The following is a 25565-nucleotide window of genomic DNA, read 5'->3' as shown; positions in this document are numbered from 1 at the left end:
GGATGGAAGGATTGGACATGAAGCTGGTGACCGCGGTCATCAAGCCGTACCAGCTGGACGCGGTGAAGGAGGCCCTGCACGCCCTCGGGGTGGCCGGGCTGACCGTCAGCGAGGTCCAGGGCTACGGCCGCCAGAAGGGGCACACCGAGGTCTACCGGGGTGCCGAGTACACGGTCGAGTTCCTGCCGAAGATCCGGGTCGAGGTGCTCACCGACGAGCTGGAGGTCGACAAGATCGTCGACGCCATCGTCGGGGCGGCCCGCACCGGGAAGATCGGCGACGGCAAGGTCTGGGTGACCGGCGTCGAGGAGGTCGTCCGGGTCCGCACGGGCGAGCGCGGCCTGGACGCCCTCTGACGGGCGACGCGACCGACATGGCCTCGTTGATCAAGGGAAACGCGTCGGAGCACGCCATGCACCACGACGCGAACCTCATGGTCAACGAGGCCGTCGGCGTGCCGGCCGGGGTCGGGGCGGACGCGCGGGCGCGGCGGGCCGACGCGTTCGACCGCTGGCTGGCCGGGCTGCTGCCCCGGCGCGACGGCGTGGCGCTGGTCGCCGTCGGCGGGCTCGGGCGGCGGCAGTGCGCCCCGTACGGCGACCTCGACCTGGTGCTGCTGCACGCCGGGGTGCCCGGCATGGACGACCTCGCCGCGTCGCTCTGGTACCCGATCTGGGACGCCGGCCTGCGGCTGGACCACTCCGTGCGTACCGTCGCCGAGGCGCTCTCGGTGGCCCACGACGACGTCAAGGTCGCCATGGGCCTGCTCGACGCCCGGTTCGTCGCCGGGGACCGGGCGCTGGCCGACACCCTCGCGCGGACCGCCGCCGACCACTGGCGGCGCACCGCCGTCCGCCGGCTGACCGCGCTGCGGGAGATCACCGAGACCCGCTGGGGCGCCCACGGAGAGTTGGCGTTCCTGCTGGAGGGCGACCTCAAGGAGGCCGCCGGCGGGCTGCGGGACGTGGGCGTGCTGCGGGCCATCGCCCTCGCCGGGATCACCGACGCGCTGCGCCCCGCCGTCCGGGCCGCCCACCTGCGCCTGCTCGACACCCGGGACGCCCTGCACGAGCAGGTCGGCCGGCGGGTCGACCGGCTGGTCGCCCAGGAGCGCGACGGCGTCGCCGCCCGGCTGGGCCTGCGACGACTCCAGCTCGGCGCGTCCGACGCGGCGCAGCGACCTGGCGCCGTCGACGACGGGGACGCGCTGCTGCGGCGGGTCGCCGGGGACGCCCGCACGGTCAGCCATGCGCTGGACGACGCCTGGCGGGCCGCCGACCGGCTGCGCTCGGGTCGCCGCCGGGGCGCCGACGTGCGGCCGGTACGCCGGCCGGTGGCCCGGGACGTGGTGGAGCAGGACGGGGAGCTGGTGCTGGCGCGTACCGCCATCGGCGCCCGCCCCGACGCGAGCCTGTCCCTGCGGGTCGCCGCCGCGGCGGCCACCACCCGGCTGCCGATCGCGCGCGCCACCTGCGAGTGGCTGGCCGCGTACTGCCCGCCGCTGCCGTCGCCGTGGCCGGCGGACGCGCGCACCGCCCTGGTCACCCTGCTCGGCGCGGGCCCCGGCCTCCTGCCGGCCTGGGAGACCTGCGACCGGTACGGCCTGGTCGACGGCTGGCTGCCCGAGTGGACCCGGACGCGCAGCCTGCCCCAGCACAACCCGGTGCACCGGTACACCCTCGACCGGCACCTCGTGCAGACGGCGTACGAGGCCAGCCGGCACACCCGCGAGGTGGACCGGCCGGACCTGCTGCTGCTCGGCGCGCTCCTGCACGACATCGGCAAGGGACTGCCCGGCGACCACAGCGCGGCCGGGGCGCCGCTGGCCGAGGCGGTGGCCGCCCGGATCGGCCTGCCGGCGCCGGAGGCGGCGCTGATCGGCACGCTGGTCCGGCTGCACCTGCTCCTGCCCGACGTGGCCACCCGGCGCGACCTGTCCGACCCGGTGACCATCTCGCGGGTCGCCGAGCGGGTCGGCGACACCACCACCCTGGACCTGCTGCACGCGCTGGTCCGCGCCGACGCGGCGGCCACCGGCCCGGCCGCCTGGTCGGACTGGAAGGGGCGGCTGATCGCCGAGCTGGTCGCCCGGGTGCGCACCGCGCTGGACACCGGCGCGCTGCCCGCCCCGGCCGCCCCGGACCCGGCGCTGGTCGCCGGGCCGCTGCCGGTCGTACACCTGACGGCCGACCGGGTGGCGGTGGCCGCGGCCGACCGGCGGGGCCTGCTCGCGACGGTCGCCGGCTGCCTGGCCCTGCACCGGCTGGAGGTGCTCGCCGCGGACGCCTCGACGGTCGACGGCCGGGCGCTGGTCGAGTGCCGGGTGCAGCCCCGGTACGGCCTGCCGCCGGACCCGGTCGCGCTCGGCGCCGATCTGCGCCGGGCGGTCGCCGGGGACGTGTCCGTCACCCAGCGGCTGCGCGGCCGGGCGCTCGCGGCGCGCGGCTCCGGCGCCGCCCCGCGCGTGGTGTGGCACCGGGAGGCGGCCACCGACGCGGTGCTGCTGGAGCTGCGCGCCGCCGACGCCGCCGGGCTGCTCTACCGGGTCACCCGGGCCCTCGACGAGGCCGGCGCCCAGGTCCGCGCCGCCCGCATCGCCACGTTCGGCGGGGACGTGGTCGACGCGTTCTACCTGGTCGGCGGCTGGCCGTCGGACGCCGAACGGGCCCGCCTGGAGGCCGCCGTCCTGGCCGCGGTGTAGGGAAGGGCCCCTTCTCAACGCGTTCGGCACGGGAAGGGCCCCTTCCTGACGCCGCACTACGTCGCGCGGCGTAGCCGCGACGCCGCCCGCGGGGCGACGCGCCGGCGGCCGTGCGGCGGGACCCTCGGGGTATGAACCTGTCCGGGGACACTTACGGGGTGGAGGGAAACCGCGGTGGCTGGGGCGTAGGCCTTCTCGACGCCCTGGCCGCCCTGGCCCTGCTCGCCGTCGGGCTGCTCGGCACCGCACCGGCCGGCCTGAACCAGGGGGTGGGCCCGGGCCGGGCGACGTATCCGCTGGTCGTGGTGGCCGCGCTCGCCCTGGCCGGACGCCGGCGGTGGCCGCTGGTGACCCTGGCGGTGGTCGCCGCGGCGACCACGGCGTACCTGGTGCTCGGCTACCCGTACGGGCCGATCCTGCTCTCGTTCTTCGTCGCGGTCTACACGGTGGCCGCGTACCGGCCGGTGCGGACCGCGGCGCCCGCCGGCGCCGCCGCGCTGGCGGCGCTGCTGGCGCACGTCTTCGTCGGGGCGCGCGCGCCCGGCCTGCTCGGCCTGATGCCGGTCGCCGCCTGGCTGGTCGTGCCGTTCGCGGTGGGCGCCACCGTGCGGCTGGGCCGGGAGACCGCGGCCCGGGCGCGCGCCGACGAGGCGCGCCGGCTGGCCGACGCCGAGCGGCTGCGGGTCGCGCGGGAGGTGCACGACGTGGTCGGGCACGGGCTCGCCGCGATCCACATGCGGGCCGAGATCGCCCTGCACCTGCTCGCCAAGCGGCCGGAGCAGGCCGAGGCGGCGCTCGCCGCGATCAGCCGCACCAGCAAGGAGGCCCTGGACGAACTGCGGGTCACCCTGACCGTGGTCCGCCGCGACGGGGGCGCCGAGGAGCGGGCGCCCGCACCCGGGCTGGCCCAGCTTCCGCAGCTGCGCGAGCGGCTGGCCGGCGCCGGGGTGCCGGTGACCGTCGAGGTCGACGGGGAACCCCGTGCGCTCCCGGTGGCGGTGGACCTGGCCGCGTACCGGGTGGTGCAGGAGGCGCTGACCAACGTGCTGCGCCATGCCGGGCCGGCCAGCGCCGCCGTCCGGCTCCGGTACGCCCCGACCGAGGTCGCCGTGGAGGTCACCGACACCGGGCGCGCGCCCGCCGCCCCGCCGGCCCGTCCCGGCGGGTTCGGGCTGGCCGGCATGCGGGAACGGGTCACGGCGTTGGGCGGTTCGTTCGCCGCCGGCCCTGCCCCGGGGGGCGGCTTCCGGGTGTACGCCACACTGCCCGTGGAGGAGGTCGCATGATCAGGGTGCTGCTGGCGGACGACCAGGACCTGGTCCGGATCGGGCTGCGCGCCCTGGTGGAGAGCGAGGACGACCTCACGGTGGTGGGGGAGGCGGCCGACGGGCTGGCCGCCGTCGAGCTGGCCCGCCGGGAACGCCCCGACGTGGTGCTGATGGACGTCCGGATGCCCGGGATCGACGGCATCGAGGCGACCCGCCGGATCGTCGCCGACCCCGGGCTGGCCGGCACCCGGGTGGTCGTGCTGACCACCTTCGAGCTGGACGAGTACGTCTTCGACGCGCTCCGACACGGGGCCAGCGGCTTCCTCACCAAGGACACCCGCCCGGCCGAGCTGCTCCGGGCGGTCCGGCTGGTCGCCGAGGGGGAGGCGCTGCTGTCGCCGTCGGTGACCCGGCGGGTGGTCCGGGAGTTCGCCACCCGGCCGGCCCGGGTGCCCCGCCCGCACCCCCGGCTCGGCACGCTCACCGATCGGGAGCGGGAGGTGGTGGGGCTGGTCGGCGAGGGGCTGAGCAACGCCGAGATCGCCGAGCGGCTGGTGGTCAGCCCGGCGACCGCGCGGACGCACGTCAGCCGGGCGATGGTGAAGCTGGGCGCCCGGGACCGGGCCCAGCTCGTGGTCTTCGCGTACCAGTCGGGCCTGGTCGACGGGTGAGGCGCGGCGGTCCCGGCGCGGGCGCGGGGGCGCCTCTGGTGCCTGGGCCGGAGCGCGGGTGGGCGGGGCGGGCTACCCTAGCGGTGGCCGGACAGCACCGTCCGGCCGCGTTGTGCCCGCCGGAACACTGACAAACGGGATGTTCGCGTGTTTGACACCTTGAGTGACCGCCTCTCCGGGATCTTCACCAAGCTCCGCGGCAAGGGCCGGCTCACCGACGCCGACATCGACGCCACCGCGCGCGAGATCCGCATGGCGCTGCTGGAGGCCGACGTCGCCCTGCCGGTGGTCAAGGGCTTCATCGCGAACGTCAAGGAGCGGGCGCGCGGCGCCGACGTCTCCCAGGCGCTCAACCCGGCCCAGCAGATCATCAAGATCGTCAACGAGGAGCTGATCGCGGTCCTCGGCGGCGAGGGGCGGCGGCTCCAGTTCGCCAAGCAGCCGCCGACGGTGATCATGCTGGCCGGCCTCCAGGGCTCCGGCAAGACCACCCTCGCCGGCAAGCTGGCCCGCTGGCTCAAGGCCCAGGGCCACCAGCCGCTGCTGGTGGCCGCCGACCTCCAGCGCCCCAACGCCGTCGGCCAGCTTCAGGTGCTCGGTGGGCGCGCCGGCGTCGAGGTGTACGCCCCGGAGCCCGGCAACGGCGTCGGCGACCCGGTCCAGGTGGCCCGGGCCTCGATCGAGCACGCGAGGCGGGCCGCCCGGGACATCGTCATCGTCGACACCGCCGGCCGGCTCGGCATCGACGCCGAGATGATGCAGCAGGCCGCCGACATCCGCGACGCGGTCGACCCCGACGAGGTCGTCTTCGTCATCGACGCGATGGTCGGCCAGGACGCCGTGCGTACCGCCGAGGCGTTCCGCGACGGCGTCGGCATCACCGGCGTGGTGCTGTCGAAGCTCGACGGCGACGCCCGCGGTGGCGCGGCGCTGTCGGTCCGCGAGGTGACCGGGCAGCCGATCCTGTTCGCCTCCACGGGCGAGAAGCTGGAGGACTTCGACGTCTTCCACCCCGACCGGATGGCCAGCCGGATCCTCGGCATGGGCGACGTCCTCACTCTGATCGAGCAGGCCGAGGCGGCCTTCGACGCCGATCAGAAGGAGAAGATGACCGCCAAGCTGATGGGCGGCGAGCAGTTCACCCTGGAGGACTTCCTCGACCAGCTCATCGCGGTCCGGCGGATGGGCCCGATCGCCAACGTGCTGGCCATGATGCCGGGCATGGGGCAGATGAAGGACCAGCTCGCCGAGCTGGACGACAAGCACTTCGACCGGGTCACCGCGATCATCCGGTCGATGACCCCGGCCGAGCGCGCCAACCCGAAGATCATCAACGGCTCCCGGCGGGCCCGCATCGCCAACGGCTCCGGGGTCGCCGTGATGGACGTCAACCAGCTGCTCAACCGCTTCGCCGACGCGCAGAAGATGATGAAGCAGATGGGCGGCATGATGGGCCTGCCCGGCGCCGGCCGCCGCAAGGCGACCAAGTCGCCGAAGAACAAGCGCAAGGGCGGGCGCGGCGGGCAGCGTCCGCGCCCGGTCGGGCACGGCGCGGGCGGGTTCCCCGGCGGGATGCCCCAGCTCCCGCCCGGCCTCGACCCGAACGCCCTGGCCGGCGGGCAGGGCCTGCCGCCCGGCTTCAAGCTGCCGAAGCTGGACTTCAACAAGCTCGGCAGGCGCGAGGACGACAAGAGCTGACGCGCCCGGTAGCGCGAAGGGGCCCGGCCGCACGGCCGGGCCCCTCTGCCACCGGGCCACCGTCAGGACACGAGGTCCGGCCGGTTGGTCACCCGCAGCGCGTTGACGATCGGCTTGCCGAAGCCGGTGTGCGTGACGAACCGCACGTTGAGCGTGCCGTCGGTCACCTGGACGGTGTACGACCGGCTCACCGCCGCGAAGCTGCCCGCCTCGGCGGCCACGTCCAGCGACGGCAGCACCTCCTGGCCCTCGATCAGCACGTCGAAGACCCGGCGGTCCGGCGACTGGTTGGCCACCTCGGCGAAGTCCAGCTCCACGGTGTAGAAGCCGTCCGCCAGCCCGTCGATCCGGTACTCGTACATCCCCTCCCGCTGGTTGGCGAACCGGGCGGGGTCGTTGGTGCCGGTGATCGTGGTCTTGGTGGACTTCACGCTGGAGTTGCCCAGCCAGCCCGCCCCGCCGGCGGCGTACGCCTGGTCCGGCGCCCAGGCCTGGCCCTCGACGTCGGCCCGGGCCTTGGTGGCGCCCGCGTCGATCGCCCGGACGTAGCTCGGCACCACGAGGGTGACCGGGACCTCGATCACCGGCCGCCGGCCGCTGGCCGAGGTGATCCGCAGCTTCGCCTGGCGGGTCGTGCCCGGGGGCAGCCCGGCCGTCCGCAGGTCCACGCCGACCGTGTGGCGCGCGCCGCTGGCCACGGTGCCGGTCGCCCCGGTCAGGTCGAGCCAGCCGATGTCCTGCGGCGTGCCGTCGGACGCCAGCTCGGTGACCGTGACGTCGGTGCCCAGGGCGCCGGTGTTGGTCAGCACGAGCTGCCGGTTGCGGCTCTGGTCGGCCGGCGCGACGACGCTGACGCTACCGGTCGAGACACCGATCCGGGCGGTGCGCAGCGACGCCGAGCGGACGTCCGCGCCGCCGGCCGGGAGGTCGACCGCGAGGCTGGCACCCTCGTAGTCCGACTTGGCGAAGGTCACCTCGCTGGCGCCGGCCGGCGCCTGGATCAGGTACGTGCCGTCGCTGTCCGTGGTGTCCGTGGCGGTGGCGGAGCCGACCCGCGCGGTCACCGTGGCGCCGGCCACCGCCAACCCGTCGTTGGCGTCCGTCACCACGCCGGAGAGCACGCTCGTCCGGGTGCTGCGGAACGCGATCGCCGAACCGGTGGCGACCGCCGCCTGGTCGAAGGAGTACTGGAAGCCGACCGAGCCGTTCTCGTTCTCCAGGCCGATGGTGGCCTGGCTGCCGGCCTCCGGCCCGGTGCCGTCGACGTCCTTGTACCGGTAGGTGATCGAGCCGTCCTCGCTGATCGCCGCGCTGAACGTCAGCCGCTGCGAGCGGTTGCTGAACAGCGAGACGTTGCGCCACTCGACCACGAACGTGCGGTGCGGCTTGGCGCCGACGACGGCGGTGTAGATGCCGGAGTCGGTCTCCACGTACAGGTCGTCCCAGAACGGGTAGAGCGCCAGGTTCGGCACGGCGGTGTTGGGCAGGGCGGTGTTCGCCCGGGCGGTCGACGCGGCGCCGAAGCCCAGCACGCCGTTGGTGCTCACCCAGCCGTTGCGGTACGCCTTGCCGTAGAACGGCACCCGGAACGGCAGCGCGATGGCGAGGGTCTTGTCGTCGCCGTTGAGGTTCACCAGGTCGGTGCCGGGGACGAACGCGCCGCCGGCGCCGCCGCAGGCGTACCCGAAGCCGTCCACGCGGTCCGGCATGGTGACGTCCACGGTGGTGTCCCCGGACAGCGTCACGGCCCGGGTGACCGAGTCGGCGCACCGGTACGCGTGGGCGTACGTGACGTTGTACTGGCCCTGCGGCACGGTCACGGAGTAGCGGCCCTGCGCGTCGGCGGTGGTGCTCACCGGGGTGTTGCCGACCGTCACCGTGGCGCCGCCGGCCGGCCCGGCCGACGTGGTCACGGTGCCGCTGAGGACGGCGGACGGGGCCTGGGTGACGTCGATGTCGACGTCGGCGGTCCCGTTCTCGACGATCGTCGCCGACCCGGTGGCGGTCACGTAGCCGAACTTGCTGACAAAGATGGCGTAGTCGCCGACCATGAGCCGGTCGAACCCGTAGCCGCCGTCGGCGGCGGTGGTGCCGGTGCGGGTCATCGGGCCGGTGACCGTCACGGTCGCCCCGGCGAGGCCGGCGCCGCCCGAGGTGACCTGGCCGCCCAGCGCGCCCAGCGCGCCGCGCGGGGTTGCGCTGACCGCGGCGAACGCGTCGAGCCGGCCCTCGCCGAAGACGTTGTTGTCGTCGAGGGTGCCGCCGCAGGTGAGGGCGTTCACGTCGATCGCGGTGTCGTCGAGGATCCGCTTGGTCTCGGCGATGTCACCCTGCAGCGCCGGCGAGGCCGACCACATCAGCGCCACCGTGGCGGCGGTGTGCGGGGAGGCCATCGAGGTGCCGCTGAAGACGTCGTAGCCGCCGGGGATCGAGGACCGGACGTTGGCGCCCGGCGCGGCGATGTTCGGCTTGATGTCGCCGTTCTCGCCGGTGCCGCGGCTGGAGAAGCTGGCGATGGCGTTGTTCACGTCGAACGCGCCGGAGCTGTAGCTGATCGTGTACGAGCCGGGGCTGCCCGAGGTGTTGCACGAGGGGCCGCTGTTGCCGTTGGAGAACGCCGGGAAGATGCCGGCGGCCACCCAGGACGAGACGGTCTCGGTGTACCACGGGTCGTACGTGGTGGAGCCCCAGGAGTTGTTCACGATGTCCGGGGCGAGGTCCGGGCGCGGGTTGGCCCCGTTGATGTCGGTGGGGGCCACGATCCACTGGCCGGAGGCGAGCAGCGAGGTCCGGGAGCAGCTGTTGGTCTCGCAGCCCTTGGCGGCGATCCACCTGGCCCCCGGCGCCACGCCGATGACGTTCGCGCCGTCCAGGCCGACCATCGTGCCCATGGTGTGGGTGCCGTGGTCGTTGTTGTCGCACGGGGCGTCGGTGGGGCAGACGCCGGCCGGGTCGAACCAGTTGTAGTTGTGGTCGAGCGTGCCGTCGGCGTTGCGGCCCCGGTAGCTGGCGTTCACCGCCGGGTGGGTGACGTCGACGCCGCTGTCGATGTTGGCGACGACGATGCCCTCGCCGCGGACGCCGAGCTCGTTCCAGACCCGGGGGGCGTTGACCCGGTCGATGTTCCACTCGACGGCGTCGACCGCCTCGACGGGGTTGCCGGGCAGCGGCTCCGGCAGGTCGACCGGGTCGTCGGCGGCGATCTCGGCGACGTCGGAGCGGACGGCGATCTCGCCGAGCAGGTCGGCGTCACCGGTCACCCGGATCGTGTTGACCAGCCAGAACGGGGTGAAGTCCGCGCCCTTCTTCTTCAGCAGCCCGCGCAGCCCCGCCTGGGTACGCTCCGCGTGCCTCGTCTTGACGTTGTAGACGTGCGCGGCCTTGTCGGCGTGCCCGCGCAGCTTCGCCGCGCCGGACAGGTCGGCCTTCTCATTGAGGAAGACCCAGAAGCTGGCCTTGCCGTCGCGGGCGATGCGGTCGACGACCTTCTTGGCTGCCTTGCTGGCCACGGCTTTCGCCTCGGCCTGTTCGGGGGCGGCGCTGGCGGGGCTGCCGCCGGCGCCGATCGGAATTGCGAGACCGACCGCCAGGCCGGCCACGGCTGTGCGCCATCGTTTCGGGGACACGTCGCGACGCTCCTTCAGGTGGGCTGCGGAGCGCCAACTGACCTTGGGCTCCGGGTGCATCGTGCCGCCCGAAGGTTCGCAACATCAAGAGCTATCTAAATAAAGGAATTTGTCAATAGAGTGACCGGCGGTTTCTGCCGGGTAGCGCATTGTCAGGGAAAATGGCGACGTCTACCGTCCAAACGACACAAATGGCGAATGGTCCGGCAGGTGCCGACGGCGCTCCGGTGAGCAGGAAATTCGCGGCGTGCCGGCCGGCCGTCAATCCCGGAAGACAGGGCGGGAAAGGGGTGGAAAGGCGGATGGCCGGCCCGCGGCCCGCCACCCGCCTTTCGTCACCGCCCCGGTACGGACTTCGGGCTGGACCGCCCCGTCAGGCCGTCCAGCCGCGCCTTCTTCTGCTCGGCGCGGCGCCGCTGCCGCGGCGTCAGCTCCGGCCGGCCGCTCTGCCGCAGGTAGTTGGGCACCCGCCGGTCGTTGGGTACGGGCAGGGTCATCGGGCCACCTCCTTCTCGGCACGGACGGAGTCCAGCCGTCGCTCCATGTCTTCCTCCCCGGTCTCTCGCGGAACCTCCACCGTCGCCCCCGCCGGGGTGAGGCCGGCCCACCCGATCCGGGTGACCGGCCCGTCGAGACGCGGCGGGGCATGATCCGGTAGGACTGTGCCTATGGCTCTGCATGTGCGCGGTGTGCTGCTCCCCGACGACGAGGTCCGGGACGTCTGGCTGGTCGGCGACCGGGTGACCTTCGACCCGGTGCCCGGGGCGGAGACGATCGCCGACGGCGGCTTCGTGCTGCCCGGCCTGACCGACGCCCACTGTCACATCGGCATCGCCCGTGGCGGCGCCCCGGTCACCTCCCTCGACCAGGCCCGCGAGCTGGCCCGCGTCGACCGGGACGCCGGGGTGCTGGCGATCCGGGACGCCGGCTCGCCCTACCCGTACCCGGAGCTGGACGACGACCCGGAGCTGCCGCGGCTGGCCCGCGCGGGCCGGCACGTCGCGCCGCCGAAGCGTTACCTGCGGGACATCGGGGTCGAGGTCGGCGCGGCGGAGGTGGCCGCCACGGTGGCCGCGCAGGCCGCCGCCGGCAACGGCTGGGTCAAGCTGGTCGGCGACTGGATCGACCGGGGGGTGGGCGACCTCGCCCCGGCCTGGGACGCCGACACCATGACGGCGGCCGTCGCGGCCGCGCACGCCGCGGGGGTACGCGCCGCGGTGCACACCTTCTCGGAGTCGGCGGTCGAGATCATGGTGCGCGCCGGGGTGGACTCGGTCGAGCACGGCACCGGCCTGAGCCTGGACCTGATCGACCTGATGGCCCGGCAGGGCACCGCCCTGGTCCCCACGATGATCAATATCCGGACGTTCGGCGGGATCGCCGAGCAGGCCCGCGCCAAGTTCCCCGGGTACGCCGACCACATGCTCGCCCTGCGCGACCGCTTCCCGGAGGTGGTCCGCGCCGCGTACGAGGCGGGCGTGCCGATCTACGTCGGCACCGACGCCGGCGGCGGCATCGACCACGGCCTGGCCGCCGAGGAGATGCTGCTGCTGCACGAACAGGCGGGGATCTCCCCGGTCGACGTCCTGGCCGCCGCCTCCTGGCGCGCCCGGGAGTGGCTGGGCTTCCCCGGCCTGGTCGAGGGCGGCCTCGCGGACCTGGTCGTCTATCCCGAGGATCCCCGCCGCGACCTGCGGATCGTCCGCACCCCGGCCCGCGTCGTCCTGCGCGGCCGCGTCCTCCGCTGACCGGCCCCGGCCCCGGCCCCGGCCGCCTCCGCCGCCCGCGCCGCCCGCGCTCGTTGATCAAGAGGATTGCGTCGGCCGACGGCGGGCGCGCGACGCGAACCTCTTGATCAACCTTCGGGTCGGGGAGCGGGGAAGAGGCGGAGGGCCAGGTCGGCCAGGGCCCGGGCGGTCTGCTCGGCCGGGGCCTGGGGAAGCACGATGTGGCTGACCACCAGGCGCACGATCGTGTCGGCGGCGAAGGCCAGGGCGGCCGGATCGGCGGCCCCGGCGGCGGGCAGGTGGCGGGCGGCCCACTCCCGCAGCGCCCCCGTCGCCTCGGCGAGCACCAGCTCCGCCCGCGTCGTCAGGTACGGCAGCAACTCGTCGGAGCCGCCCCCGGAGCCGCTCAGGATCGCCTTGATCAGCGGGTTGTCCCCCGCCGCGGCGAGGGTGTGCGCGATCGCCGCGTACGCGCCGGCCCGGACGTCGGCGCCGTGCTCGTCGAGGCGTACCCGGACCTCGGAGACGAACCGGTCGATCTCGCGCCGGGCCAGCGCCTCGGCCAGCCCCGCCTTGCTGGCGAACTCGTTGTAGACGGTCTGCCGGCTCACCCCGGCCGCCGCCGCCACCTGACCCATCCGGACGCCGTCCCAGCCGCCCGCGACAGTCAGCGCCCGGGCCGCGTCGACGATGCCGTCCCGCAGCCGCTGCCGGGCGGCGTCCCTGACCTCACCCATGGTGGTCGAAGTCTACGGCCGGCGCGATCGGGACAGGCCGGTGCCGCGACGCGATCCGAGCCGGTCGCGCCCGATGACGGCGGACCGCCAGGCGCGGCATAGGATGTGCGGTCATGGCACGCGTGCTCACTCCCCGTGCGGAGGACTTTCCCCGCTGGTACCAGGATCTGATCGCCAAGGCGAAGCTGGCCGACAACGGCCCGGTCCGGGGGACCATGGTCATCCGACCGGCCGGCTACGCCATCTGGGAGCGGATGCAGGCCGAGATGGACACCCGGATCAAGGCGGCCGGCGCGGAGAACGCGTACTTCCCGCTGTTCATCCCGGAGAGCTACCTCAAGCGCGAGGCCGAGCACGTCGAGGGCTTCTCGCCGGAGCTGGCGGTGGTCACCCACGGCGGCGGCAAGCAGCTCGCCGAGCCGGTGGTGGTGCGCCCCACCAGCGAGACGGTGATCGGCGAGTTCATGGCCAAGTGGATCGACTCGTACCGGGACCTGCCGCTGCTGCTCAACCAGTGGGCGAACGTGGTCCGCTGGGAGCTGCGCCCCCGCGTCTTCCTGCGCACCAGCGAGTTCCTCTGGCAGGAGGGACACACCGCGCACGCCACGCGTGCGGACGCGCGGGCGTACGCCCGCAAGATCCTGCACGAGGCGTACGAGGACCTGATGGTCAACGTGCTCGGCATCCCGGTGGTGGTGGGCCTGAAGACCGCCCGGGAGCGGTTCGCCGGGGCGACGGCCACGTACACCTGCGAGGGCATGATGGGCGACGGCAAGGCCCTCCAGCTCGGCACCAGCCACGAGCTGGGGCAGAACTTCGCCAAGGCGTTCGACATCAGCTACTCCTCGGCCGAGGGCGGCCGGGAGCACGCCTGGACCACCTCGTGGGGCACCTCGACCCGGATGCTCGGCGGCCTGATCATGTGCCACGGCGACGACAACGGCCTGCGGGTCCCGCCGAAGCTGGCGCCGGTCCAGGCGTACGTGATGGTGGTCAAGGACGGCGAGGGCCCTGGCGGCCCTGCCGAGGCGGCGAACAAGCTGCGCGACGCGCTGCGCGACGCCGGGGTCCGGGTCGCGCTCGACGACCGCACCGACACCCCGTTCGGCCGCCGGGCCGTCGACGCCGAGCTGCGCGGCTACCCGGTACGCGTCGAGGTCGGCCCCCGCGACCTGGCCGCCGGCAACGCGGTGGTGGTCCGGCGTACGGACGGCTCGAAGTCCCCGGTCCCCGTCGCCGACGTGGTCGGCGCGGTGCTGGCCGCGCTGGAGGCCGACCAGCAGGCGCTGCACGACCAGGCGCTGGCCTTCCGCCAGTCCCGCACCACCGAGGTGGCCACGCTCGCCGAGGCGATCGAGGCGGCGGCCACCGGCTGGGCCCGGGTGTCCTGGTCGGCGGTCGGCGTGGCCGGCGAGGCCGAGGCGAACGGCCAGGGCGTGACGGTCCGCTGCCTGCTGCGCGCGGACGGCTCGGTGCCGGACTCCGAGGACGAGCCGGACCTCGTCGCCATCCTGGCCCGCGCCTACTGAGCTCACAAGGAGGGGTCCCGTGTCGACGCCTTCGGTAGCGGAAGGGGCCCCTCCTGACAGCGGGGCCCCGCGCTTCGCACCGGGCCGGCTGATCATGCACCGGAACGTCCGGCACGGCCGGATCGGCTGGGTCCGGCCCGGCCGGGTGGTCAGCGACGACGAGCGCGGTCTGCTGATCTTCATCGCCCGCGACTCGCCGGTGGCCCACGAGGTCACCGAGGCCGGGCTCGGCATGCGGGCGATGCCCTTCGCCGAGTGGATCACCGCGTCGTACCGGCTCAAGCTCGGGCGATGGGACGGCCCGGCCCTGCTGAAGTTCCTGCCCGTCGGCGCGGCCCACTCCGTGTGGTGGTTCTCCGACGAGCAGGGCCGGTTCAGCCACTGGTACGTCAACCTGGAGGAGCCCGGCGTCCGCTGGGACGACGGCGACGTGGCCGGGGTGGACGTGATCGACCAGGACTTGGACGTGGTCGTCCGCCCCGACCGCAGTTGGCGGTGGAAGGACGAGGAGGAGTTCGCCGAGCGGCTGGCCTTCCCCCGCCACTACTGGGTGACCGACGAGCGGGCGGTCCGGGCGGAGGGGGAGCGGGTGATCGCCCGCGCCGAGGCCGGGGAGTTCCCGTTCGACGGCACCTGGTGCGACTTCGCCCCGCCGCCGGACTGGGTCCCCCCGGCCACACTGCCCCCCGGCTGGAACCGCCCCCCAACCCGCTGACCCACCCGCCCCCGCCCCGGCGATCTTGCACTTTCTGCCCCGGTGAATCCGGCAAGCCACGCATATCGAGGGCCCAAAGTGCAAGATCGCGGTTGAGGGGGGCCGTGCGCGGGGGTGGGGTTCGACACCCGGGCATCGGGTGGGGGGAAGCGTGCGGGTCCGGTGTGAGAGGTCGGCGCCGGATCTGGCAGAATGGTCGGCTGGTATCCGGCGCGTGTCCGGCGCCCTCTAACCCGGGCACGTCGCCAGTCCACCGAGCAGTCTCCGGCCCAACCCCACTGTGCCGGTCGGCGCTCACCCGTGCACCGCCCGTACCGGGCCGGTGGGATCGCAACAGGAGCGAAACAACCGTGGCCGTAAAGATCCGGCTTCTGCGGATGGGCAAGATCCGCAACCCGCAGTACCGCATCGTCGTCGCCGACTCGCGCACCAAGCGCGACGGTCGGGCGATCGAGTTCGTCGGGATCTACCAGCCGAAGGAAGACCCTTCGGTGATCGAGGTCAAGTCGGACCGGGTCCAGTACTGGCTGTCCGTCGGCGCCCAGCCGAGCGAGGCGGTGCAGCGCCTGCTGGAGCTGACCGGCGACTGGCAGAAGTTCAAGGGCCTGCCCGCCCCCGCCCCGCTGAAGGTCGCCCCGGAGCGGGCCGACCGCAAGGCGGCGTACGAGGCCGAGGCGAAGGCCGCTGCCGGCCTGGCCGAGACCCCGGCGCCGACCAAGAAGGCCGCCAAGGCCGCCCCGGCCGAGGCCGAGGCGCCGAAGGCCGAGGAGCAGACCGGTGCGGACGCCGGCGAGCAGGCCTGACATGGAACTGCGTCCGGCGCTCGAGCACCTGGTCAAGGGCATCGTCGATCACCCGGACGACGTCCGTGTGCGGATGGTCGACTCCCGTCGGGGCAAGCGGCTCGAGGTCCGCGTGCACCCGGAGGACCTCGGCACGGTGATCGGGCGGTCCGGCCGGACCGCCAAGGCGCTGCGCCAGGTGATCGGTTCCATCGGTGGGCGCGGCGTACGCGTCGACATCGTCGATTCGTACTGATGCTGCTCATCGTCGGCAGGATCGGTAAGCCGCACGGGATCCGCGGTGAGGTCACCGTGGAGGTGCGGACCGACGAGCCCGAGGCGCGGTTCGCCCCCGGTTCGGTGCTGCGCACCGAGCCGGGGGCGACGCCCCCGATTACCTCATCGCGTGGCGCCGAGCCGGCGGCCGGCGCGTCCGCGCAGCCAGGGATCTACCGGGTGCCCGAGGAACTGACCGTGGAGTCGGCCCGGTGGCACCAGGGGCGGATGCTGGTCGCCTTCGAGGGCGTGCTCGACCGGAACGTCGCCGAGGCGCTGCGCGGCACCCTCCTCGGGGTGGACAGCGCGGACGTCGCCCCGCCGGAGGACCCGGAGGAGTTCCACGACCACCAGTTGGTCGGCCTCACCGTGGTCACCCGCGACGGCGAGCGGCTCGGCGAGGTCGCCCGGATCGACCACGCGCCCGCGTCCGACCTGCTGGTGCTGCGGCGCCCCGAGGGGCGTACCGCGCTGATCCCGTTCGTCAAGGCGATCGTCCCCGAGGTCGACCTGGCCGGCGGTCGCGTCGTCGTCGACCCGCCCGGCGGCCTGCTCGACCTCTAGCCCGCTGGAGCACCTCCGCATGCGCGTCGACATCGTGTCGATCTTTCCCGAGTACTTCGCCCCGCTGGACCTGTCGCTGATCGGCAAGGCCCGCGCCAACGGGACGCTGCGGCTGGCCGTACACGACCTGCGGGCCTGGACCCACGACCTGCACCGTACGGTCGACGACACTCCGTACGGCGGCGGGCCCGGGATGGTGATGCGACCGGAGCCGTGGGGCGAGGCGCTCGACGCCCTCGCCCCGGCGGTGCCGGCCGCCAGCAGCCCGGCGCCGGCCGCCGGCAGCCCGGCACCGGTCGCCAGCAGCCCCGCGCCGGCCGCCAGCAGCCCGGTGCCCGACGGTTCGGCCCCCGACGACGCAGCCCCACCGCGGCTGCTGGTGCCCTCACCGGCCGGTGTCCCGTTCACCCAGGCGATGGCGCACGAGCTGGCCGCCGAGTCGCACCTGCTCTTCGCCTGCGGCCGGTACGAGGGAATCGACCAGCGGGTGCTCGACCACGCGGCCACCCGGATGCGGGTGACCGAGGTCTCCCTCGGCGACTACGTGCTCTTCGGCGGCGAGGTGGCCGTGCTGGTGATCCTGGAGGCGGTCACGCGACTGCTGCCCGGGGTGCTCGGCAACGCCGGCTCGCTGGACGAGGAGTCGCACGCCCACGGGCTGCTGGAGGCGCCGATGTACACCAAGCCGGCGAGCTGGCGCGGGCACGACGTGCCGGAGGTGCTCCGCTCCGGCGACCACGGGCGGATCGCCCGCTGGCGGCGGGACGAGGCGCTGCTGCGTACGGCGGTCCGCCGGCCCGACATGCTCGCCGCGCTGCCGCCCGAGAGCCTGGACAAGCGGGACCGGGCGGCGTTGGACCGGGGCGGGTTTCAGCCGCCGACGGGGCATGTGGCAAAGTAGAGGGGTTGCCGCATCCGTCCACGCCGTGGGCGGCTGCGAGGACCCGCGACCGGGGTCGGCGTCGCCGGCCACCATCCGGGGGTCAGAATCACCCACCCGCGCATCGACTGACGGTGCGCCGTGAGCCTCACGAGGACGCAGCGATGAACATCCTGGACGCCCTTGACGCCCAGTCGAAGCGCGTTGACATCCCCGACTTCCGCGCCGGTGACACCGTCAAGGTGCACGCGCGGGTCGTCGAGGGCAACCGGTCCCGTGTCCAGATCTTCCAGGGCGTCGTCATCCGCCGCCAGGGTGACGGTCTGCGCGAGACCTTCTCCGTCCGCAAGGTCAGCTTCGGCGTGGGTGTCGAGCGGACCTACCCGGTGAACAGCCCGGCGATCGACCGCATCGAGATCGTCACCCGTGGCGCCGTCCGCCGCGCGAAGCTCTACTACCTGCGCGAGCTGCGGGGCAAGAAGGCCAAGATCAAGGAGCGGCGCGAGAAGCAGCCGAGCTGACCACCGGCCGCAACGCCGCCTGATGTCGTACGGGTCAGCACCGGTTAGGCTGAGCGTACGGGCGCAGGCGGGCATCGATGCGTCGCGGCGGCAGCCGCGGCGACGGATCGTCCCACTACCGCCCGTGGGGCCTCGACGAGGCTCCCGGGCGGTAGTGTCGTTTCCGCGGACCGGGGAGTGGCGTGGTGGGGACGCTTGACGAGGACGGCGCCGTCGACCCGTGGCACCGCCGCGCCCGACGCGTCCGCCGGCAGATGCCGCTCTGGCAGGAGTTGCCGCTGCTGCTGGTCGTCGCCTTCTGCCTGGCGGTGCTCATCCGCACCTTCCTGCTCCAGGCGTTCTTCATCCCCTCGGGGTCGATGGAGGACACCCTGCTCATCGGCGACCGGGTGCTGGTCAACAAGGTCGTCTACGACGTACGGGACCCGCGGCGCGGCGAGGTGGTCGTCTTCCGGGGCACCGACCGGTGGGCCGCCCAGACGAGCCCGGAGCCCGAGCCGGGGTTCGCCGGCAGGCTGGGCCGCACGTTCGGCGACCTCGTCGGGCTGAGCCGCCCCGGCGAGAAGGACTTCATCAAGCGGGTGATCGGCGTCCCCGGCGACCGGGTGCGGTGCTGCGACGAAAAGGGGCGGGTGACCGTCAACGACGTGCCGCTGGACGAGCCGTACGTGATCCGCGACTCGCCCCGGGACCTGCCGCCCGACCCGCGCGAGTGCCGGTCCCGCCGCTTCGACGAGGTGGTCGTCCCGCCCGGGCAGATCTTCGTGATGGGCGACCACCGGCTGGTCTCCCAGGACGCCCGCTGCCAGGGCCCGGTGCCGATCGACAACGTCGTGGGCAGGGCGTTCGCGGTGGTGTGGCCGTCCTCGCACTGGGCGTCGCTGCCGGTCCCGGACACCTTCGCCGGGGTCGGCGGGCCCGGCGCGGCGGCTGGCGAACCCCCGCCGCCGGTCCGACCCACCGGGGCGGGTGGTGTGCTGCTGCTCGTCCCGGTCTCGGCCGCGGCATCCGTTCTCGCGCGTTCCGGACGGTCCGTTCGCGCCCGGCGACGTAGGCTCCAACCGTGATCGACGAGCAGACCGACAAACAGCGCAGCTCCTTCTGGAAGGAGCTGCCCATCCTCCTGGGCGTGGCGATCCTGGTCGCGGTGCTGGTCCGGGCCTTCGTGCTGCAGACCTTCTACATTCCCTCGCCCTCCATGGAGAACACCCTCCAGATCAACGATCGGGTGCTGGTCAACAAGCTGGTCTACGACTTCCGTTCGCCGCACCGCGGCGAGGTGGTGGTGTTCAAGGCGCCCACCGAGTGGAGCGGCAACCCCGAGGGCGAGGACTTCATCAAGCGGGTGATCGGGGTCGGCGGCGACCACGTGGTCTGCTGCGACCCGCAGGAGCGGCTGGTGATCAACGGCAAGCCGCTCGACGAGCCGTACATCTACTCGGCGAACGGCCAGCGGGACAAGCCCGCCGACCAGGAGTTCGACATCACCGTGCCCGAGGGGCGGCTGTGGGTGATGGGCGATCACCGTTCGGCCTCCGGCGACTCCCTCGAACACTGGCAGAGTTCCCAACACAACATCCAGAGCGCCACCATCCCCGAGGATCAGGTGGTGGGCCGGGCGTTCACCATCTTCTGGCCGGTCAACCACGCCACCTGGCTGAGCGTCCCGGAGCAGTTCGACGGCATACCCAACCCCTGACCCGGTCCGGCGCCGGCCGGGCGGGCGACGCGGCCCGGGACGGGGACGGTGGCGGCCGAACCACCGGGTGGGCGTGGGCGTTCGGCGTCGGGTCTGGCAGGCTGGGACGGTGACCGTCTACACCCCTCGACGCGCGGCCCGCGTGCTGCTCGTCGACGCCGCCGGTCGGGTGCTGCTCTTCGCCGGGTTCGACCCGGCGCGGCCCGACCACCGGTACTGGTTCACCCCCGGCGGCGGGCTGGAGCCGGGCGAGGCGCCGGCGGCCGGCGCGGCCCGGGAGCTGGCCGAGGAGACCGGCCTGCGGTTGGCTCCGGAGCAGTTGGGCGAGCCGGTGTGGCGGGAGACGGTCCGGTTTCCCTTCGACGGCGTCCAGTACCAGCAGGAGCAGGAGTTCTTCCTGGTCCGGGTGCCGGCCTGGGAGGTCGACACGGCGGGCTTCGACGACGTGGAGCGGGCCAGTGTCTCCGGGCACCGGTGGTGGCCCGTCGAGGAGTTGGCCGCCACCGACGAGCGGTACTACCCCACCGACCTGCCGGCGCTGCTGCGCCGCGTGCTGCCCGGTCCGCCCGGCGGGCCCGCCGCGGCCGGGCCTGTCGGGGGTTCCGTCGCGGCCGGTTCCGTGGCTGCCGGGTCCGACGCCGGCTCGGTCGCGGCCGGGCCCGCCGCCGGCGGCTCCGTGGCGGCCGGGTCCGCCACCGCCGGCTCCGTGGCCGCCGGGCCCTCCGACGCGGGTACGCCGTGCTGACCCCGCCGCGCACCGTGGTACGCCGGGAGGCCGGACTGTACGCGCTGGAGCGCGCCCTGCAACGGCGCGGCTTCCGGAACGTGGCCGGCGCCGACGAGGCCGGCCGGGGTGCCTGCGCCGGGCCACTGGTGGCGGCTGCCGCCGTGCTGCCCGAGGGGCGGCGCGGCGAGATCGACGGGCTGGCCGACTCCAAGCTGCTCACCCCGGCCAGCCGCGCACGGGTGTACGACGAGGTGGTGGCCCGCGCCCTGGCGTACGCGGTGGTGGTGATCCCGGCCGAGGAGGTCGACGCCCGCGGCCTGCACGTGTGCAACCTCGCCGCGATGCGCCGCGCGCTGGCGTCGCTGACCACCCGACCGGACTACGTGCTGAGCGACGGCTTCGGCGTCGACGGACTGGACGTGCCGGGCCTGGCCGTCTGGAAGGGCGACCGGGTGGCCGCCTGCGTGGCGGCGGCCAGCGTACTGGCCAAGGTCACCCGGGACCGGATCATGGTGGAGTTGGACGCGGAGTTCCCCGGCTACGGCTTCGCCGAGCACAAGGGCTACATCACCGCGGAGCACACCGCCGCGCTGCGGGAGCGCGGCCCGTGCCGAGAGCACCGCTTCTCGTACGTGAACGTGGCCGCCGTCTCCGGCCGGGACGGGGTCCCGCCCCGGTCCCGACGACGGGCCGGCGCGGGCCCGGACGAGCCGATGGGGCGCTTCGGCGCCTCAGGGAGTACCGTCGGCGTGGCGTTGGGCGAGCAGCCCCGACCTCCCGCGCCGGTGGGGGAAGATGTGGTCATGGAAGGCGGAGTGCGATGAGCGCGGAAGATCTCGAGAAGTACGAGACCGAGATGGAACTCCAGCTCTACCGGGAGTACCGCGACATCGTCCGCCAGTTCTCCTACGTGGTGGAGACGGAGCGCCGCTTCTACCTGGCCAACCAGGTCGACCTGCACGTGCGCAACTCCGACGGCGAGGTCTACTTCGAGGTCGAGATGCACGACGCCTGGGTGTGGGACATGTACCGTCCCGCCCGGTTCGTCAAGAACGTCCGGGTGATGACGTTCAAGGACGTCAACGTCGAGGAGCTGGAGAAGCCCGACATCTCCCTGCCCGCCGACTCCGGCTTCGGCGGCTGACGGCCCGCCTCTCCGCTCCACGCGCGCCGGCCCGGCCTGCCTTTCCGCTCCACGCGCGCCGGCCCGGCCTGCCTTTCCGCTCCACGCGCGCCGGCCCGGCTTGCCGGTCGCCGGAGATTCCACGCGTTCCGCCAGCGATCGTCCTCGACGCTCGCGTGCCCTGTGGGCGAGGCACCCGTCCCTGCCGCGGGGCGGGGACGAGGTGACCAGCGCGAACCCTTCGCCCCATAGCAGATCATCGGGCGGCGCGGGGACTGTCCACAGCGCAGCCGACCGTCCACAGCCGACCGGCCGTCACTGGTGAACGGCCCGGCTGCCCGGCAGGCTGCGGGGCATGACGACGACGAGCGGAGCGGACGGCCGCTGGCGGCCCACGGTCGGCCCGAGGCGGCTCGGGCACACGGTGACCCGTCGGGTCGCCCCGCTCAGGCGGGCCGCCCTGGGGATGCTCGCCCTCGCGGCGCTCGGTCCCGGCACCCCGGTCCCGCCCGAGCCCCTGTCGCAGGCGCTGCCGCTGCGGTCGGTTTCGGGCGGGGTGCCGCTGCGGTCGGGGTCCCCGTCGCCGGCGGTGCCGTCGCGGTCGGTTCCGGGCGGGGTGCCGCTGCGGTCCGCGGCAACGGCCGCGCCGTCCGGCTCCCCGTCCGCGGCACCCGGGGAACCTGTGGCTCCGGTCCCGCCGGGCCTGCGTTTCCGTTGGCCGTTGGACGGCACACCCCGACCGGCCCGGCGCTTCGAGCCGCCCCCGCAGCCGTGGCTGCCCGGGCACCGGGGCGTCGACCTCGTCGCCGAGCCCGACGCGCGGGTCCGGGCCGCCGGGGCGGGCGTGGTGCTCTTCGCCGGCCAGGTCGCCGGGCGCCCCGTGGTCACCGTCGGGCACAGCGCCGGCCTGCGGACCACCTACGAGCCCGTGCGGGCCGATGTCCGGTCCGGGGACCAGGTGGCCGCCGGCACCCCTCTGGGCCGGCTGCTGCCCGGCCACGCCGGCTGCCCGGAGGCGGCCTGCCTGCACTGGGGGCTGCGCCGGGGCGAGCAGTACCTGGACCCGTTGGCGCTGCTCGGCCTCGGGCCCGTGCGACTCCTGCCAGTCTGACCGTCCTCATGGGCCGGGCGGCTCCTGCCGGGCCCGTGCCCTGGCCGCCGCCTTCCGGCAGAAGAACAGCGCTGCACCCTGACCGCCGCTTCCACCGAAGGCCAGCGTGGTGTCCTGGCATCCGGTGGGTGGTCAGCGCCTCGCCTTGGCCGCCGGCATCCCGGGAAGGTCAGCGCTGCGCGAGCAGCGCCGGCAGCCGTACCGCGAGCCGCTCGTACTCGTCCGGCGAGTTGTAGACCTGGCCGCAGAGCCGCAACCAGCCGCGACCGTTCCAGGACATCACCGCCACCTCGGCGGCCAGCCGTTCGGCGATCCGGCCGCGCAGCGCCCGGGCCTCCTCGACCGTGGTGGCGAGCCCCGCCGGCAACGGGACGATCCGCATCGCCACCGCCGCCCCGCCGGGCTCCGGCAGGTCGGTCGGCGCCACCCCCAGGCCGTCCCCCACCACCCGCTGCCCGTACGCCGCCAGCGCGGCGTTGTGCGCGCGTACCCGGTCGACGCCGAGGCTGCGCAGGGTCCAGATGCCCGCGGGCGCGGCGAGCCACGACGTGTAGTCCAGCGTCGCCTGCCATTCCACGTTGCCCGGAAAACCGGCCGGCTGCTCCCAGGAGACGACCAGCGGCTCGATCCGCTCCCGCCACGCCGGCGCCACCACCAGCACGGCTGTCCCGCGCGGGGCGTACCCCCATTTGTGCAGGTTGCCCACCCAGAAGTCGGCGCCGATGCTCCCGACCGGCACCGGCAGCATGCCGGGCGCGTGCGCGGCGTCGACCAGCACCGGCACGTCGTGCGCGTGCGCGACCCCCACGAGCGCCGCGGCCGGGAAGAGACGGGCGGTGGCCGAGGTGAGTTGGTCGACGACGAGGAGCTTGGTGCGTCCGGGGCGCAGCCCGGCGCGGACGATCTCGACGATCTGCTCGTCCGTCGCGGTCAGCGGCACGTGCAGGACGCGATGCGTCGCCCCGCTGCGTCGGCACTCCCGGTCGACGGAGTAGCCGACCGCGCCGTAGCCGTGGTCGGTGGTGACCACCTCGTCGCCGGGGCGCAGGCCCAGCGACTGGAGCACCACGGCGGCACCGGTGGTGGCGTTGCCGACCAGCGCCGTGCCGTCCGGGTCGGCGCCGAGGAAGGCCGCCAGGTGCCGGCGGGTGTGGGTGATCCGGTCGACCAGGCCCAGCGTGAAGAAGCGCAGCGGGTTCGCCTCCATCTCGTCGCGCAGCCGCTGCTGGACGCGCTGCACGTTCACGGGCACCGCGCCGAACGAGCCGTGGTTGAGGTGGCTGACCCCCGGGTCGAGCGAGAAGAGCAGTCGGGCGCCCGGGATCGGCTCGGGCGGCTGCGGCACGCTCATTCCATGATCGTAGCCTCGCCGCTGCCGTCGCGGACCCCTCAGGCGCGGGGGTGGGCCTGCCAGTAGGCCGCCCGGAGCCGCTCCACCGAGACGTGGGTGTAGATCTGGGTGCTGGCCAGCGAGGAGTGGCCCAGCAGCTCCTGCACCGCCCGCAGGTCCGCGCCGCCTTCCAGCAGGTGCGTGGCCGCCGAGTGCCGTAGGCCGTGCGGGCTGGTCGGAGGCAGCCCGGCGGCCTCGGCGTACCCGGCGACGACCCGCCGGGCGGTGGTCGGGTGCAGCCGACCACCACGCGTCCCGAGCAGGAGGGCGTCCCCGGAGGCGGGACCGGCCAGGGCGGGTCGCCCCAGCCGCAGCCACTCGTCCAGGGCCCGCTGCGCCGGGAGCCCGTACGGCACGGAACGCTCCCGGGCGCCCTTGCCGAGGACCCGCACCACCCGTCGGGCATGGTCCACGTCCGCCGTGTCGAGCCCGCACGCCTCACTGACCCGGACCCCGGTCGCGTAGAGCAGTTCGAGCAGGGCCCGGTCCCGCAGCAGCATGGCCCGCGCGACATCGTCGTCGGCGGCCGTGCCCGCTGCCGCACCGCCCGTGGTGGTCGTGCCCGCCGTGGGCTCCTCGCCGGCGGCCTCGTCAACCGCGACCCTGTCCTCTGTGGCCCTGTCCTCGGTGGCGCCGTCCGTGACGGTCGGGTCCTTCGCGGCCGGGCCCCACGTCGGGTCGGTGGCCGCCCCCGATGGCTGGCCCTCCGGACCACCCGCCACCCTGGAGCCGGACTGCGCCGGCCCGAGGGGCCGCAGCGGCTCCGGGGTCGCCTCCCGCCGGCCGAGGCGACGATACGGCGCCTCGACGAGCGCCGCGGCCTGGTCCGCGCGCAGCACGGTCGGCAGGCCGCGGTGAGCCCGGGGACTGGCCAACGAGGCGGCCACATCCGTGCCGACCAGACCGGACCGGTGCGCCCAGGCGCTGAAGGTGCGCGCCGAGGCGGCCCGGCGGGCCAGCGTGGCGCGGGCGGCCCCGGTGGTCCGCTGCTTCGCCAGCCAGCTGCGCAGCACGCCGAGGTCGAGGTCGGCCACCCCGGCGCAGCCCATCCGCGCGGCGTGGTCGAGCAGGGAGACCACGTCCGAGACGTACGCCCGGACGGTGTGGGCCGAGCGGTTGCGCACCCGGGCCAGGTGGTCGGCGAACTCGTCCACCGCCTCCCGCATCGTCGCCGGCAGGGCCTCGTGGGTCGCCCGCGTTCCGGACCCGGCGCGCGTCACCGGCCGCCGCCTCGGCTGCTGTCTCGGTCGCTGTCTCTGTCGCTGCCTTGGCCGCTGTCTCGTCCGCTGCCTCGGCTGCTGTCTCCGTCGCCGTACCGTCCGACGCCCGGAAAGTCCAGGGGCGGGCTGTTCGGGGCGTCGGGTTCCCTCACCACCCGGAGGAGCAACTGCTCGCGTTCCTCGCCCCGCCCGCCGGTTGGACTGCCCGGGCGCCTGCGCCTGGACGTACCCGCTGGGCTCGGCGTGACCCGTGCCCGCGACGACCGCGCCCGGGCGTCGAGCCGGCGTCCGCCCAGCCTCCGGTCGGACGCCGTCCGTCCGCTCCGGCCGGCGGCCCGGCCCTTCCCGCCCTGCTCGACCACGCCGTCGCCGCGCATCGGCTCAGCTTAGGAGCACACCACCAAGCCCGCGAGCCGGCGCAACGGCCGGGGCGCGCCGGATCGGTGCTGGCTGCCGAGGGGATGCCACCAGGCGGCAAGCGAGGCAGCTTTAGCTTCTTGGGCATGCTGTGGTTGTCCGTTGGCATGAGGGAATGGGCGGCGTCGGAGGGCGTTTCGTGTGTCGCCGTTCGGCGTCGGTATGCGGCCGGCTTGTCGGGTC

Annotated in this window: 22 protein-coding genes and 2 pseudogenes; 19 read left to right on the top strand and 5 right to left on the bottom strand. The window is 74.4% G+C overall.

Annotation, left to right across the window (positions count from 1 at the left end; genetic code table 11):
* The first annotated feature begins 17 nt into the window (after positions 1-17).
* The 5 genes from ABGB16_RS22605 (at position 18) to ffh (ending at position 6338) form a co-directional block, all read left to right on the top strand.
* On the top strand, positions 18-356 hold the full coding sequence (locus tag ABGB16_RS22605) for a P-II family nitrogen regulator (RefSeq protein WP_170286644.1): 339 nt from the start codon (positions 18-20) through the stop codon (positions 354-356).
* A 17-nt stretch (positions 357-373) separates the two neighbouring features.
* Positions 374-2701 (top strand): [protein-PII] uridylyltransferase, encoded by a 2328-nt coding sequence (locus ABGB16_RS22600; RefSeq protein WP_347670089.1) that lies wholly within the window; start codon positions 374-376, stop codon positions 2699-2701.
* A 158-nt stretch (positions 2702-2859) separates the two neighbouring features.
* The gene (locus ABGB16_RS22595) at positions 2860-3987 is read left to right on the top strand and encodes a sensor histidine kinase (protein WP_347670088.1); all 1128 of its coding nucleotides are present in this window, start codon (positions 2860-2862) and stop codon (positions 3985-3987) included.
* Complete coding sequence (locus tag ABGB16_RS22590) at positions 3984-4640, top strand: response regulator transcription factor (RefSeq protein ID WP_347670087.1); 657 nt, start codon at positions 3984-3986, stop codon at positions 4638-4640. The genes ABGB16_RS22595 and ABGB16_RS22590 overlap by 4 nt, the downstream gene beginning before the upstream one ends.
* Before the next feature lie 147 nt (positions 4641-4787).
* Positions 4788-6338 (top strand): signal recognition particle protein, encoded by a 1551-nt coding sequence (ffh, locus tag ABGB16_RS22585; protein WP_347670086.1) that lies wholly within the window; start codon positions 4788-4790, stop codon positions 6336-6338.
* 62 nt (positions 6339-6400) lie between these two features.
* On the opposite strand, the gene ABGB16_RS22580 is transcribed toward ffh, so the two are convergent.
* Both ABGB16_RS22580 and ABGB16_RS22575 read right to left on the bottom strand, forming a co-directional pair.
* Positions 6401-9964, bottom strand: a complete 3564-nt coding sequence (locus tag ABGB16_RS22580; protein ID WP_347670085.1) for a S8 family serine peptidase — start codon at positions 9962-9964, stop codon at positions 6401-6403.
* A 335-nt stretch (positions 9965-10299) separates the two neighbouring features.
* Complete coding sequence (locus tag ABGB16_RS22575) at positions 10300-10461, bottom strand: hypothetical protein (protein ID WP_347670084.1); 162 nt, start codon at positions 10459-10461, stop codon at positions 10300-10302.
* A gap of 171 nt (positions 10462-10632) precedes the next feature.
* Between ABGB16_RS22575 and ABGB16_RS22570 the strand changes: the two genes are divergently transcribed.
* The gene (locus ABGB16_RS22570; protein ID WP_347670083.1) at positions 10633-11712 is read left to right on the top strand and encodes an amidohydrolase family protein; all 1080 of its coding nucleotides are present in this window, start codon (positions 10633-10635) and stop codon (positions 11710-11712) included.
* 107 nt (positions 11713-11819) lie between these two features.
* Here ABGB16_RS22570 and ABGB16_RS22565 read toward each other — a convergent pair whose 3' ends face one another.
* Entirely contained in the window at positions 11820-12428 is a 609-nt protein-coding gene (locus ABGB16_RS22565) for a TetR family transcriptional regulator (protein ID WP_347670082.1), read from the bottom strand.
* 113 nt (positions 12429-12541) lie between these two features.
* Between ABGB16_RS22565 and proS the strand changes: the two genes are divergently transcribed.
* From proS to ABGB16_RS22500, 13 genes and pseudogenes are all read left to right on the top strand, one after another.
* Positions 12542-13957, top strand: coding sequence for a proline--tRNA ligase (gene proS / locus ABGB16_RS22560; RefSeq protein ID WP_347670081.1), 1416 nt, complete (start codon positions 12542-12544; stop codon positions 13955-13957).
* Positions 13958-14051: 94 nt separating this feature from the next.
* Positions 14052-14672, top strand: coding sequence for a DUF402 domain-containing protein (locus ABGB16_RS22555; RefSeq protein WP_347670080.1), 621 nt, complete (start codon positions 14052-14054; stop codon positions 14670-14672).
* A 350-nt stretch (positions 14673-15022) separates the two neighbouring features.
* Entirely contained in the window at positions 15023-15475 is a 453-nt protein-coding gene (gene rpsP, locus ABGB16_RS22550) for a 30S ribosomal protein S16 (protein WP_347670079.1), read from the top strand.
* Positions 15450-15710: an RNA-binding protein gene (locus ABGB16_RS22545; RefSeq protein ID WP_347670078.1), complete on the top strand. Its 261-nt coding sequence runs from the start codon at positions 15450-15452 to the stop codon at positions 15708-15710. Before rpsP ends, ABGB16_RS22545 begins: the two co-directional genes overlap by 26 nt.
* Positions 15711-15712: 2 nt before the next feature.
* Positions 15713-16294, top strand: a complete 582-nt coding sequence (gene rimM / locus ABGB16_RS22540; RefSeq protein ID WP_347670109.1) for a ribosome maturation factor RimM — start codon at positions 15713-15715, stop codon at positions 16292-16294.
* A gap of 19 nt (positions 16295-16313) precedes the next feature.
* Positions 16314-17195 carry a tRNA (guanosine(37)-N1)-methyltransferase TrmD gene (trmD, locus tag ABGB16_RS22535; protein ID WP_347670077.1) on the top strand — a complete coding sequence of 294 codons (882 nt, stop codon included), beginning with the start codon at positions 16314-16316 and terminating at the stop codon, positions 17193-17195.
* A 143-nt stretch (positions 17196-17338) separates the two neighbouring features.
* Positions 17339-17695, top strand: coding sequence for a 50S ribosomal protein L19 (gene rplS / locus ABGB16_RS22530; RefSeq protein ID WP_347670076.1), 357 nt, complete (start codon positions 17339-17341; stop codon positions 17693-17695).
* 182 nt (positions 17696-17877) lie between these two features.
* Positions 17878-18749 (top strand): annotated as a pseudogene (lepB, locus tag ABGB16_RS22525) (signal peptidase I).
* A 9-nt stretch (positions 18750-18758) separates the two neighbouring features.
* Positions 18759-19394, top strand: coding sequence for a signal peptidase I (gene lepB, locus ABGB16_RS22520; RefSeq protein ID WP_347670075.1), 636 nt, complete (start codon positions 18759-18761; stop codon positions 19392-19394).
* 109 nt (positions 19395-19503) lie between these two features.
* Positions 19504-19929, top strand: a pseudogene (locus tag ABGB16_RS22515) (NUDIX domain-containing protein); the annotation flags it as partial.
* Between the two features lie 203 nt (positions 19930-20132).
* Positions 20133-20945 carry a ribonuclease HII gene (locus tag ABGB16_RS22510; RefSeq protein ID WP_347670074.1) on the top strand — a complete coding sequence of 271 codons (813 nt, stop codon included), beginning with the start codon at positions 20133-20135 and terminating at the stop codon, positions 20943-20945.
* Positions 20942-21265, top strand: a complete 324-nt coding sequence (locus tag ABGB16_RS22505) for a DUF2469 domain-containing protein (protein ID WP_007075222.1) — start codon at positions 20942-20944, stop codon at positions 21263-21265. The genes ABGB16_RS22510 and ABGB16_RS22505 overlap by 4 nt, the downstream gene beginning before the upstream one ends.
* A 334-nt stretch (positions 21266-21599) precedes the next feature.
* Positions 21600-22355, top strand: coding sequence for a peptidoglycan DD-metalloendopeptidase family protein (locus ABGB16_RS22500; RefSeq protein WP_347670073.1), 756 nt, complete (start codon positions 21600-21602; stop codon positions 22353-22355).
* Between the two features lie 169 nt (positions 22356-22524).
* Here ABGB16_RS22500 and ABGB16_RS22495 read toward each other — a convergent pair whose 3' ends face one another.
* Both ABGB16_RS22495 and ABGB16_RS22490 read right to left on the bottom strand, forming a co-directional pair.
* Positions 22525-23706: an aminotransferase class V-fold PLP-dependent enzyme gene (locus tag ABGB16_RS22495; RefSeq protein WP_347670072.1), complete on the bottom strand. Its 1182-nt coding sequence runs from the start codon at positions 23704-23706 to the stop codon at positions 22525-22527.
* A gap of 38 nt (positions 23707-23744) precedes the next feature.
* Positions 23745-24911, bottom strand: coding sequence for a tyrosine recombinase XerC (locus ABGB16_RS22490; protein WP_347670108.1), 1167 nt, complete (start codon positions 24909-24911; stop codon positions 23745-23747).
* Positions 24912-25565 lie beyond the last annotated feature (654 nt).

The organism is Micromonospora sp. B11E3, assembly GCF_039871625.1.
GTDB lineage: Bacteria > Actinomycetota > Actinomycetes > Mycobacteriales > Micromonosporaceae > Micromonospora.
This window is presented reverse-complemented; position numbering and strand designations above follow the sequence as displayed.